General features: G+C 67.6%; 10 protein-coding genes and 1 pseudogene. 9 read left to right on the forward strand and 2 right to left on the reverse strand.

Features of this window, described 5'->3' with window-relative positions; translation table 11 throughout:
• Nucleotides 1–40: 40 nt before the first annotated feature.
• Nucleotides 41–2250, reverse strand: a pseudogene (locus H9L22_RS00920) (NADP-dependent isocitrate dehydrogenase).
• A 196-nt stretch (nt 2251–2446) separates the two neighbouring features.
• Here H9L22_RS00920 and H9L22_RS00925 point away from each other — a divergent pair.
• Nucleotides 2447–2677 (forward strand): DUF3073 domain-containing protein, encoded by a 231-nt coding sequence (locus H9L22_RS00925; protein ID WP_187721240.1) that lies wholly within the window; start codon nt 2447–2449, stop codon nt 2675–2677.
• A gap of 6 nt (nt 2678–2683) precedes the next feature.
• The gene (locus tag H9L22_RS00930; protein WP_187721241.1) at nt 2684–3649 is read left to right on the forward strand and encodes an alpha/beta hydrolase; all 966 of its coding nucleotides are present in this window, start codon (nt 2684–2686) and stop codon (nt 3647–3649) included.
• 129 nt (nt 3650–3778) lie between these two features.
• Here H9L22_RS00930 and H9L22_RS00935 read toward each other — a convergent pair whose 3' ends face one another.
• Complete coding sequence (locus H9L22_RS00935) at nt 3779–5035, reverse strand: integrase catalytic domain-containing protein (RefSeq protein WP_187721242.1); 1257 nt, start codon at nt 5033–5035, stop codon at nt 3779–3781.
• A 164-nt stretch (nt 5036–5199) separates the two neighbouring features.
• Between H9L22_RS00935 and nrfH the strand changes: the two genes are divergently transcribed.
• From nrfH to H9L22_RS00970, 7 genes are all read left to right on the forward strand, one after another.
• The gene (gene nrfH / locus H9L22_RS00940; protein ID WP_226966024.1) at nt 5200–5685 is read left to right on the forward strand and encodes a cytochrome c nitrite reductase small subunit; all 486 of its coding nucleotides are present in this window, start codon (nt 5200–5202) and stop codon (nt 5683–5685) included.
• A 6-nt stretch (nt 5686–5691) separates the two neighbouring features.
• On the forward strand, nt 5692–7191 hold the full coding sequence (locus tag H9L22_RS00945) for an ammonia-forming cytochrome c nitrite reductase subunit c552 (RefSeq protein WP_187721243.1): 1500 nt from the start codon (nt 5692–5694) through the stop codon (nt 7189–7191).
• Nucleotides 7181–7939, forward strand: coding sequence for a tetratricopeptide repeat protein (locus H9L22_RS00950; RefSeq protein WP_187721244.1), 759 nt, complete (start codon nt 7181–7183; stop codon nt 7937–7939). Before H9L22_RS00945 ends, H9L22_RS00950 begins: the two co-directional genes overlap by 11 nt.
• A gap of 5 nt (nt 7940–7944) precedes the next feature.
• Nucleotides 7945–9384 (forward strand): cytochrome c biogenesis protein ResB, encoded by a 1440-nt coding sequence (locus H9L22_RS00955; RefSeq protein WP_226966025.1) that lies wholly within the window; start codon nt 7945–7947, stop codon nt 9382–9384.
• On the forward strand, nt 9377–10276 hold the full coding sequence (gene ccsB, locus H9L22_RS00960; RefSeq protein ID WP_187721245.1) for a c-type cytochrome biogenesis protein CcsB: 900 nt from the start codon (nt 9377–9379) through the stop codon (nt 10274–10276). Before H9L22_RS00955 ends, ccsB begins: the two co-directional genes overlap by 8 nt.
• Complete coding sequence (locus H9L22_RS00965) at nt 10269–10820, forward strand: TlpA family protein disulfide reductase (RefSeq protein ID WP_187721246.1); 552 nt, start codon at nt 10269–10271, stop codon at nt 10818–10820. Before ccsB ends, H9L22_RS00965 begins: the two co-directional genes overlap by 8 nt.
• Before the next feature lie 155 nt (nt 10821–10975).
• Entirely contained in the window at nt 10976–12199 is a 1224-nt protein-coding gene (locus H9L22_RS00970; RefSeq protein WP_187721247.1) for an HNH endonuclease signature motif containing protein, read from the forward strand.
• The last annotated feature ends 272 nt before the right edge of the window (nt 12200–12471 follow it).

Here is a 12471-nt window from a genome sequence, read left to right on the forward strand (position 1 = left end):
AGACCGGGGCCGTCTCGTTGTCCGGGCGCCGCCGGCCGGGTCAGGCCAGCGAGTCGATGACGGCGTTGAGCGTGGCCGACGGACGCATCACGGCGGCGACCTTCTCGGCATCGGGGCGGTAGTAGCCGCCGATGTCGGCCGGCTTGCCCTGGACGCCGAGCAGTTCGGCGACGATGGCCGACTCGCCGTCCGCGAGGGCGGCTGCGACTGGGGCGAAGACTCCGGCCAGCTCCGCGTCGGCGGTCTGGGCGGCGAGCTCCTCGGCCCAGTAGCGGGCCAGCCAGTAATGCGAGCCGCGGTTGTCGATGCCGCCGACGCGACGCGTCGGAGACTTGTCGTTGTCCAGGAACGAACCGTTGGCGCGGTCCAGCGTGGTGGCCAGGATGGCGGCGCGGTCATTGCCCTCGGTGGCGGCCAGGTGCTCGAAGGACGCGGCCAGTGCCAGGAACTCGCCCAGCGAGTCCCAGCGCAGGTAGTCCTCGGCGACGAGCTGCTGCACGTGCTTCGGCGCGGAACCGCCGGCGCCGGTCTCGAAGAGGCCGCCGCCCGCCATCAGGGGCACGATGGACAGCATCTTCGCGGAGGTGCCGAGCTCCAGGATCGGGAACAGGTCCGTCAGGTAGTCGCGCAGCACGTTGCCGGTGACCGAGATGGTGTTCTCGCCGCGGCGGATCCGCTCGACCGACAGCTTCGTGGCCTCGACGGGGCTGAGGACGCGGATGTCCAGGCCCTCGGTGTCGTGGTCGGCGAGGTACGTGGCGACCTTGTCGGCCACGTTGCGGTCGTGCGCACGCTCCGGGTCGAGCCAGAACACGGTGGGCCAGCCGGTGGCGCGGGCGCGGGTGACGGCCAGCTTGACCCAGTCCTGGATCGGGGCGTCCTTCGTCTGGCAGGCGCGCCAGATGTCGCCGGCGGCGACCTCATGGCTCATCAGCACCTCGCCGGCCGCGTTGACGACCTCGACGACGCCGTCGGCAGGGATCTGGAACGTCTTGTCGTGCGAGCCGTACTCCTCGGCCTTCTGCGCCATGAGCCCGACGTTGGGGACGGTGCCCATGGTCGTCGGGTCGAACGCGCCGTTGGCGATGCAGTCCTCGATCACGGCCTGGTAGACGCCGGCGTACGACGAGTCAGGGATGACGGCGAGCGTGTCGGCCTCGGCGCCGTCCGGGCCCCACATGTGGCCGGAGGTGCGGATCATCGCGGGCATGGAGGCGTCGACGATGACGTCGGAGGGGACGTGGAGGTTCGTGATGCCCTTGTCGGAGTTCACCATCGCGAGCGTCGGGCCGTCGGCCAGCCCCTTGTCGAAGGCGGCGCGGATCTCGGCGCCGTTCGGGAGCGCATCGAGACCGGCGAGGATCGCGCCGAGGCCGTCGTTGGGGGAGAGGCCGGCGGAGGCGAGGTCGTCGCCGTAGGTGGCGAAGACCTCGGGGAAGAAGGCCCGGATCACGTGACCGAAGATGATCGGGTCGGAGACCTTCATCATCGTGGCCTTCAGGTGGACCGAGAACAGGACGCCGGACGCCTTCGCGGCGGCGATCTGCTCGGTGAGGAACGCGTCGAGGGCCGCGGCGCGGAGCACGCTGCCGTCGACGACCTCGCCGGCCAGCACCTTCAGCCCGGACTTCAGGACCTGCTCGCCGGCGGCGGTGCGCAGCCGGATCGTCAGGACGTCGTCGGCGCCCATCACCACGGACTGCTCGTTGTGGCGGAAGTCGTCGGCGTCCATCGTCGCCACCGAGGTCTGCGAGTCGGCGCTCCAGGCGCCCATGCGGTGCGGGTTCTTGCGGGCGTAGTTCTTGACGGACTCGGGCGCGCGGCGGTCGGAGTTGCCCTCGCGCAGCACAGGGTTCACGGCCGAGCCCTTGACGCGGTCGTAGCGGGTGCGGATGTCGCGCTCCTCGTCGGTGGCCGGATCCTCGGGGTAGTCCGGGATCGCGAAGCCTTGCGCCTGCAACTCGGCGACGGCGGCCTTCAGCTGCGGAACGGATGCCGAGATGTTCGGCAGCTTGATGATGTTGGCCTCCGGGGTGGTGGCCAGGGCGCCGAGCTCGGACAGCGCGTCAGGGGTCTGCTGGTCGGCAGGCAGAAGATCGGGGAACTGGGCGAGGATCCGGCCCGCCAACGAGATGTCGCGCGTCTCCACCTCGACCCCGGCCTGCCCGCGAAAGCGGTGACAATAGGGAGGAACGAGTAGGTTGCGAGCAGCGGTGCCTCGTCGGTGAGGGTGTAGATGATCTTGCCCATGGCGTAGTTCTCCTCAGGGTTGGATGGCCCACAGCTTAGTGGGCCGCGCCGGGACGCGGGCCGCTGCGAGCGGCGTCTCAGCCTGCCGGGCGGGTCTTTGGACTAACCGGGGGGATTGGGTAGCCTGTACCCCACGAGTTATTGATCAGATTCCGCGGCGAGACCGCGAGGGACAAGGCAAGGGGGTCGACCCGATATGGGGCGCGGCCGTGCAAAGGCAAAGCAGACGAAGGTGGCTCGCGATCTGAAGTATCGCCCGGTGTCCACCGATTTCGCATCACTGGAGCGCGAGCTACGAGGAGACGGTCTGCCCGACCTCGATGACGTCACGGACGACTCCGCAGAGGAGTCGGACGAGTACGGCGGCTACGCAGACTACTCGCAGTATCTCGACGACGACGAGGACGACGAGCGCCGCTCGTCGTGACCTGTCGTGCCCATCAGTATCTGGGCGCCTGACTCGGAACTTCCGGGTTACGAGCAACTCACGATCCCGCTTCCTGACGAGCCGACCTATGCGCTCGAGCAGTCCGGGACGCTCGTCGCCACCCTGGTGCGGCGCAATGCGCCCACCGGGCGGCGGGCGGTGCTCTACGTGCACGGCTGGAACGACTACTTCTTCCAGGCGCATCTGGCCGACGAGATGGCGCGGCTCGGGTACGACTTCTACGCGCTCGAGCTGCGCCGCTACGGTCGTTCGCTGCGGCCGAAGCAGTTGGCGGGCTACATCGCGAAGCTCGACGACTACTTCGTCGAGCTCGACCTCGCCGTCGACCTCATCCGCGGCGAGGGGCACGACGACCTCGTGCTGATGGCCCACTCGACAGGCGGGCTGATCTCGGTGCTGTACGCCAACGAGCGGCCGGGCACCTTCACGGGCATGATCCTGAACTCGCCGTGGCTGGAGCTGCAGGCGAACCCGATGCTCCGCTCGGCCACGCAGCCGATGTTCAGCGCGGCGGGCGCGGTGGCGCCGACGACCGCCGTCCCGATGGGCGACAACGGCATCTACCACCGGGCGATCGACATCGACCAGGACGGGGAGTGGGTCTACAACCACAACCTGAAGGGCGATCCGGCGTTCCTGGTGCGGCTGGGGTGGCTGGCCGCCGTCCTGCAGGGGCATGCGCGCGTCGCCGCCGGCCTCGACATCGACTGCCCGATCCTCGTGGCCATCTCCGAGGTGTCCGACTTCCGCCGCCGCTGGGACGAGGCGCTCCTGGGTGCCGACACCGTCCTCGACGTCGACCGCATCGCCGAGCGGACCACGGCACTCGGGAACCTCGTGGTGTTGGCCAGGATCGAGGGTGGTCTGCATGATCTGGTGCTGTCACGCCCGGATGTCCGGGCCGCTGTGTTCGACCAGTACGCCCGCTTCCTCCGTGCCTACGCCACCTGACGCCGTCGTCCGGCGGACGCAGGAGTCGACCTTCGTCCTCATTTGAGCGACCCGGCGTGGTACCTCACTGTCAAGTCCCCGCGTAGGTGGGGGCCTTACCTCAGATATTTTTCCCCGGGAAGCTGGGGGCTAGGCGGCTCGGGTTTTGAGGCCTGCGGGGTCGGGTGCTTTCCAGCTGATCTGGTCTTGGAGGCGGCGGGTCTTCCCGGCTGCGAGGCGGGTGAGTTCTTGTTGGATGAGGTTGATGCGGTGGGCCATGTCGGCTGGTCGGAGGTTGGCTTTTCGGGCGGCGAGTTCGGCCTGTTGGGTGGGGTTGAGGACGCCGGCGGCGAGGAGTCGCTGGTAGGGGGAGCTGGGCTTGTCGTAGAGCCGTTTGCGGCGGCCGACGGTGTCGGTGGACCAGCCGATGGGTTTCTTGGTAGGGGTGAAGAAGTTCAACCGGTCACAGACCAGTGTCCATAGCTGGTTGAGTAGCTCCAGCTCTAGCTTGGTGTCGTAGCGGTGGTAGAAGCCGTAGCGGCGGACGAGGTGGTTGTTCTTCGACTCGATGGTGGCCTGATCGTTCTTCTTGTAGGGCCGTGACCGGGTGAAGAACACGTCTCGCTGGCCGGCCCAGCCGACGAGGTCGTGGTTGATGAATTCTGACCCGTTGTCGCAGTCGATGCCGGTCACGGCGAACGGAACGTGCTCGATGAACGTGTCGAACGCGGCCAGGACATGGACCGCGGCGTTGTTGCGGATCGCGCGGGTGAACACCCAGCCGGTGTGGATGTCGGTGAAGTTCACGGTGCGGGCGAACTCGCCCTTCAGGGTGGGGCCGCAGTGGGCGACGGTGTCGACCTCGAAGAACCCGGGTTCGGCTTCGACCTCATCGCCGGCTTTGCGGATACTGATCGAGTTGCGCAGCATCGTGCCCGGTCGGGTGGTGGTCTTGCCGCGGATCGGGTCTTTTGCTCTGGCGGGGGCCAGGTATCGGTCGATCGTGGCTGCTGACATCTGTTCCAACTCGGACCGTACTGCAGCGCTGTAGCGGTCTTCTCCCTGGATCAGAGCGCCTTCGGTTTCGAGGGCGTCGAGCCAGTCGGTCATGGCCGGGGCGAGGTACTGCCCGCAGCTGCCGCCCGAGGCCGCCCATACTCTCTGCAACACGATCAGCGCATCGTAGGAGTACTTCCGTGGCTTGGTGCGGCGGCGATCGATCACCGCGACCGTCGCGCTGGCCCGGCCGGGAGGCTGCCGGAGGCGGGCCACCAACTGTTGGCGGGCATGGTCCCGGTTCCAGCCCGTGACCTCGACCACCTGGTCCAGGATCTGTGACTTGCCCTTCTTCGGTGCCGCCGCATACGCAGCCGCGTACTTCTTCGTGACCTCAAACCTGGCTGCCATCGACAGCTGCTCCTCAACCTCCACACCCCATCGTGGCCAGCCACACGTTCCCGGGGGAAAATACGTGAGGTACGGCCCCTACGTTCGCGGGGACTCCACATGAGTGTCGTCGCCCGGTCGTCAGCCCCGCACCTCATCTACTACGCTCCGTCGTAGGAGGAGAGATGACACGGCTCAAGCGCATGTTGTCCCGCATTTCGAAGAAGAATCTTCTTGTCGCCGCGGGCGTCTTCGTCGTCGGTTCGTTGATCGGCGTCGGGCTCTTCACGTTTGTCTACGCCAAGGGCATCTCCTACCTGGGTAACGACCCCGCCACGTGCGCGAACTGCCACGTGATGGAGGGGCACTACGACGCCTGGCTCGCCGGCAGCCACGCCAACGTGGCCACCTGCAACGACTGCCACGCGCCGCACGACAACATCGTCAGCAAGTACTACGTCAAGGCTGACAACGGGTTCTGGCACGGTCTGAAGTTCACGACCGGCCAGTACCCGGAGAACATCGAGATCCGTGATTCCAACCGGGCGGTGACGAACGAGGCCTGCCTCTACTGCCACTCCGAGTTCACCAGCGATATGCGCATGACAGCAGGCAGCGACCAGATCAGCTGCACCCGTTGCCACTCCGACGTCGGTCACAGGAAAAGGTGAGTAGACATGGCTGACCCCGAGGCCACCCAGACACAGCCCGAGGGCGACGACGCCCCCGCGAAGGCTCCCCGCAGCCAGCGGACACGCAGGATCGGCATCGTCGTCGCGGCGATCGCCCTGACGGCGGTCGCGACGGCCGGTATCACCGCGTTGCTGGCCAACATCATCGAGCGCCAGGGCGAGGCCAGCGACTCGTACACCAAGGTCGTCGACCTGGACGACACCATCGCCGACCCGGCGGTGTGGGGCCAGAACTTCCCGGCCCAGTACGAGGCGTTCCTGCGCACCAGCGAGATGACGGCGACCGTGCACGCCGGCTCCGTGCAGGAGGCCAGGACCCCCTCGGAGACCGACCCGCGCACCGTCATCTCCACCAGCCGGATCGAGGAGGATCCGCGGCTCGTGACCATGTGGGATGGCTACCCGTTCTCGGTGGACTACCGGCACGCGCGGGGCCACGCCTACATGCTCGAGGACCAGCGGTACACGCTGCGGGTGCAGAACTTCAAGCAGCCCGGCGCCTGCCTCAACTGCCACGCCTCCACCGTCACGATCATGGACGAGTTGGGCAACGGCGATCGTGACGCCGGCTTCGCCGCGATGAACAAGATGTCGTACGCGGACGCGAGCCAGCTCGCCGACCATCCCGTCTCGTGCATCGACTGCCACGACCCCCAGACGATGCAGCTGCGCATCACCCGCCCCGCGTTCGAGAAGGGCATCACCGCCCTCAAGAAGAGCGAGGGCGTGGAGGATTACGACGTCAACCGTGACGCCACCCGCCAGGAGATGCGCAGCTACGTGTGCGCCCAGTGCCACGTCGAGTACTACTTCGAGAAGGAGACCAAGGAGCTCACGTTCCCGTGGACCAAGGGCCTGAACATCGACGACATCTGGGACTACTACCTGGAGGACGGGCACAAGGACTTCACGCACGCCACGACCGGCGCGGAGATCGTCAAGGCCCAGCACCCCGAGTTCGACATCTGGAGCCAGGGCATCCACGCCGACAACGGCGTCAGCTGCACCGACTGCCACATGCCGTACGAGGCCGAGGGTGCCAGGAAGGTCACCAACCACCAGATCCAGTCGCCGATGCTGAACGTCAACGCCTCGTGCATGACGTGCCACCACTCGACCGAGGACGAGATGAAGAACCGGGTCGTCAAGATCCAGGACCAGTTCATCGCCTCCCGTGACGTGGCGTTCGACTCGCTCGTCCAGCTGATCGCCGACCTGGAGAAGGCCCAGACCGACGGGACGCCGGCGGCCGCGATCGACGCCGCCCGCGAGTTCCAGAACAAGGCCAGCTTCTACCTCGACTACGTGTACTCCGAGAACTCGTACGGCTTCCACGCGCCCGCCTACATCGAGCGGATCATCGCCGACTCGCTGGACGCGTCGCGGAAGGGGCAGCTCGTCCTGAAGGGCGTCGACCCGTCGACGTTCGCGCCGTCCGAGATCTCCCAGGCCAACAAGCAGAAGATCGAGGAACGTGAAGCCTGACGCGCCCGCAGCCGCGCCCGACCCCGAGGCCCTCGCGGAGTTCCTGAGGAACGCCCCCGAGGAGCTTCAGGAGTGGGCGGCCGCACAGCTCCCGCCGGAGGCCGGCGAGTCGGCACCCCCGGCAGAGCCGGTCGTCGAGCCCGTCGTCCTCACTGACGCCGACCTGGCGCTGGACGAGCTGGGCGAGGTCGACGACGAGCCCCGGCGCACGCCGAAGGTCCACACACCTCTGGACAAGGAGTCGACCCCCGTCGCCGCGCGGGCGGGCACGAGTCGCAGCCCACTCGCGCTGGTCCTCGGCGTCCTGCTGATCGCTGGCCTCGTCTACGGGGTCTTCCGCATCGGCCTGCCCGACGCGCCCGTCGATCAGGCCGGCGGCCAACCGACGGCGACGGCGTCGCCCGAGTCGGGGGCCGCGAGGATGGCGGAGCTGGAGGCCAAGCTGCTGAGCAGCCCCGACGACGTCGCCGTCAACCTCGAACTCGGCGTCCTCCACTTCAACGCCGGTGACGGCGAACGCGCCGAGGAACTCTGGAACCGGGTCACCGAGGTCGATCCCCGTAACCCGCAGGCCTGGTTCAACCTCGGCTTCATCCACCTCGCCCAGGACCCGCCGGACACCGAGGGTGCGCGGGCCGACTGGGACAAGGTGCTGGAGGTCGCGCCCGATTCCGACCTCGCCGCGACCGTCCGATCGCACCTCGACGCACTTGACGCCATGGGCACCCCGCCCCCGACGGAGGAGTAACGGCGATGCGAGAACTGGCCGCCTGGGTCTACCGGATCCTGCGTTCGAAGGCGCTGGGAGCGCTCGTGATCATCGCGATGGCGGTGCTGACGCTCCTGGGCACCCTCATCACGCAGGAGCCGGCCGGCTCGGCCGGCGACCCCACGACCCACGCGCAGTTCCTGGAGTCGATGCAGGCCCGCTACGGGGGCTGGACCCTCGTCCTCGACGTGCTGGGCATCTTCAACCTCTGGGCGTCGCCGCTGTTCCTCGGCGTCACGGTGTTGCTGGCGCTGTCGATCATCGCCTGCACGGCGCACCGTGTGCCGCAACTCTGGCGGCGGGCCACACAGCCGCGGATCCACGTCACGGGCAAGTTCTTCGACCGCGCCCAGTACCGCGCCTCGATGGTGCTGCCCCTGGCCCCGCAGGCCGCGCTCGACCATGTCGGGGGAGTGCTCGGCCGCAGCCTCTACCGGCGTCTGCCCGACGATCGTCTCGACGGCGGCGCCGTCGGCATGTACGCCGACCGGTTCCGCTGGGGCCCGTTCGGGACGGCGATCGCGCACGCCGCGATGGTCGTCATCCTCGCCGCGTTCGGCGTCTCCGCCTTCACGGGTTTCGAGGAGAACCTCGACATCTCCGTCGGCCACACCGTCGAGGTGGGCCACGGCACCGGGCTGTCCGTGACGGCCGTCTCCTTCAAGGACTCCTACGACGAGGACGGCAGGCCGAGCGACTACGTCAGCCACCTCGTCGTCGAGCGCGACGGACAGATCGTCGGCGAGCAGGATGTGCGGGTCAACGAGCCGCTGCGCGTCGACGGCACCGCTCTGCATCAGGCGTCCTTCGGGGTCGCCGCCGCCCTGCGCATCACCGATCCCGCGGGCTCTGTGCTGTTCGAGGGGCCGGTGCCGCTGAAGTGGCAGAGCAACGACGGCCGCTACGCGATCGGCAAGATCACGCCAGAGGGGGCCGGCATCGAGGTGCTGGTCGTCACGCCCGCCTCCGGGGCGATGGACGCCAACATCGCGCCGGGAAGCGCCGTCTTCGAGCTCTACGACATCGCGACCGATGCGAAGCTCGACGTCGTCCCCGTCGAGCAGGGCGAGGAGGCCGAGTCCGCGGGCATGCTGCTCACCTTCGAGCGTGAGCTCCGCTACACCGGCATCATCGCCCGCCAGGATCCCGGCGCCGCCTGGATGTGGGTCGGCTCCACGCTGCTCGTGCTCGGCATGTGCATGACGTTCATGGCGCGGCACCGTCGGCTCTGGGTGCGGGTGACCCCCGACGGCGACGGCTCGCTGGTGCAGATCGCGTCGGCCGAGAAGCTGGACACCACCTTCGAGCGGCACTTCCGCACGCTCATCGAGCGGATCGACGCGACCGCCCCCGGGGCGGAGACAACGCCCGCCGGGCCCTCCGCAGGCGGGACCACGCACGACAAGGAGCTGATCGATGCTTGAGATGGCCGAGTACCTGGTGACCGCGGCGACGGTGATCGTGCTGTTCGGCGTCGCGACGTGTTTCGCCGCCGTCACGCAGCGGCAGGGCGCCAAGGTGGAGACGCGGTCGAGGGCGCTGGTCGCCGTCGGTGACGGGCCCGCGGAGGCCGTGGCAGCCGGGGGCGGGGCGTCGCCGCAGCGACGCAGCTCGCTCGGATGGTGGGCGACCGCCTTCCAGATCGCGGCCGTCGTCCTGCTGACCGCCTACATCGTCGTGCGCATGACCTACACGGGCCACGGGCCGTTCTCCAATCAGCACGAGTTCGCCATCGCGTTCGCGTGGGGGATCCTGCTGGTCAACCTCTTCTTCGACGTGCGGTACCGGATCCGGCTCATCTCGCTGATCGTGTTGCTGGTGACCGGCGGCATGCTCGTCTACGCCATGTCGCTCGACACGAGCGTCAAACCGCTGATCCCCGCGCTGCAGAACAGCCTCATGCTGACGCTGCATGTGAGCTTCGCGGTCGTCGCCTATGGCGCGGCGTGCGTCTCGTTCGGTGCCGCGGTGCTCTATCTGCTGCAGCCGTCGATCCGGCGCGTGAAGCTGCCGCGCCTCGAGGTGCTCGACGACATCGGCTACCGGGCCGCCGTCATCACCTTCCCGCTGCTGACGATCATGATCGTGCTCGGCTCGGTGTGGGCCAACACGGCGTGGGGCCGGTACTGGGGCTGGGATCCGAAGGAGACCGCCGCGCTGGTCACGTGGCTCGTCTACGGCGCGTTCCTGCACGTGCGGGTGGTGCGGGACTGGCGGGGCCGCAAGGCCGCCTGGATGCTCGTCCTCGGCTTCATTACGGTGCTGTTCGCCTACTTCGGCAACCACATCTTCGGCGGCCTGCACTCCTATGCGTGAGCGGGGGAGCGCGCTGGGTGTCGTCGCCCTTGTCGCGCTGGTGGCCTTGGTGCTCGGCGCCGTCTACCTGGTGAAGGGCGCCCCGGCAGGAGCGGACGAGCCGGTAGCGGCGGCGGGGGTGGCGAAGGTCGGCGAACCCGCGCCGGGCTTCCGGGCCATGGACATCGACGGCAATCCCGTCTCCCTCGACGACTACAGCGGAAAGCCCATCTGGCTGCTGTTCCAGGCCACGTGGTGCTCCATCTGTCGGGCGGAACTCCCGGACGTGGAGGCGGTGGCCGATCGGATCGACATCGTGTCGATCTACCTGCGCGAGGACCGGGACACGGTGACCGACTACGCGCAGCGGCTGGACCTGGGCATCCGGAGCGTTCCCGACCCGATCGGTGAGATCTCGCTGAGCTACCTGGTGAACTCGGTGCCGACCCACTACTTCATCGATGCGGACGGCAAGGTGGCGTCGATCCTGAAGGGTGCGGTGTCGGCGGACGAGATCGAGGCGCAGTTGGAGTCGCTGGGTGCGGGTACGGGTGTCGAGGGCTGAGGGCTAGCGAGCCGCAGGTCCCTGGGAGGTTGCGCCCTTCGACAAGCTCAGGATCCGGCACGAGCGGCGTCTCGAAGGGTCGATCCGGACACATTCCTGAAGAAAAACAAACGACAAACTCTTGAACTCATAATCGTCCAGACGTACAATTAGTCATGAGTTTGTCCGACCACACCAACACCCTGCTCCGCTGGGAGGAAGCAGCGGAACGTGCAGGTGTGATCGCCGGGCAGTTGGCCCAGTTGAACAACGAACTCATCGCTTTGACCGCAGAGGTTCTCGACACATTCACCTGGGCGGAGAACGGCATCCAATCCCCGGAGCACTGGCTCAGCGTAATGTGCGCTACCTCCCCGGCGCGCGCCCGCGACATTGTCGCGATCGCCCGCCGCCGCGGCGAGTTTCCCGTGTTGGAGGAGAAGATGGCGGCCGGCACCGTGAGCCTAGATCAGATGACGGTGGTGGCCCGGAATGTTCCCGCCTCCTACAGCGATGCGGTCTCGGTGTTTGTTGAGCATGCCACGGTGCAGCAGTTGCGTCGCGCGTTGCCGAAGTACGGCTTCGAGGAACCGCCCGACGAGTACGAAACCCCGTGGCCCGGCCCGTCCGGTGATGAGGGGCCCACCCTGCAGATGGGCACGTTGGGGGGCCGGTTCCAGCTGCGCTACGAAGCCGACGCCCTCGAAGGTGCGTTGGTGGAGCAGGCGTTGCGGGAGGCGAAGGACGCGCTGTTCACGGCCGGTCACACCGAGGCCACGTTCGCTGACGCGATCCTCGAGGTCGCGTCCCGCTCCCTCAGCTCGGTCGAATCCGGGTCACGCCGGCAGCATTACAAGGTGCTGGTCCACCTCGAGGCCGATGGCAAGGGCTGGATCAACAAGCAGGGCGCTTTGCCGGCGCATCTGGTGGAGCGGATCACCTGCGACGGCAGCATCCGGCCGGTGTGGTTGAAGAACGCGTCGCCGGTGTCGGTGGGACGCTCGATGCGGATCGTCCCCGACCGGACCAGGAAGCTGGTGGAGGATCGTGACGGCGGCTGCCGGTATCCCGGCTGCCTGGTGACCCGGTTCCTCGAGAATCATCACAAGCGTCACTGGAGCAAGGGTGGCTCGACGGATATCGATGAGTTGATCTCGTTGTGTACGCATCATCATCGGGAACATCACCAGGGTGAGTTCACGATCGAGGGGAATCCGAACCGGCCCGACGGGTTGGTCTTCAAAGCGAGATATGGCTGGGAGATCGAGCCGCATATTCCGGATCCTGTGCCGCCGCCGCGTCATGCTCCGCCGGATCAGCAACCCGTTCGGGGCTGGACCATGGACTCCACCTTGTATCTCCGCCCCAACAAGCCCCCGGCACCCGACCCCTCCTGGTAGTCGTGCGCCCGCACACCGCTCTGTCGGTGGGCGTCGCTAGTCTCCTGGTGATGTCACCGGAGACAGGGGAATACCTTGAGGACCAACCACGCCCTGCGCACGGAGGATCTGCGCGTCCTGGAGGAGCTGCGCGCGGACCCGGCCACGTCCCCCCAATGAGGAAATAGCCGCAGCGGCACGGGTTGGAGCTGCGCCGGGGTCAGGACGGGCAGCGTCGGGGCGAGACCCCATCCGTTCCGCATGTAGGGGCTGGCGGAACCGGCGATGGGGGA

This window comes from Tessaracoccus defluvii (genome assembly GCF_014489575.1).
In the GTDB taxonomy this organism is placed as follows: Bacteria; Actinomycetota; Actinomycetes; order Propionibacteriales; family Propionibacteriaceae; genus Arachnia; species Arachnia defluvii.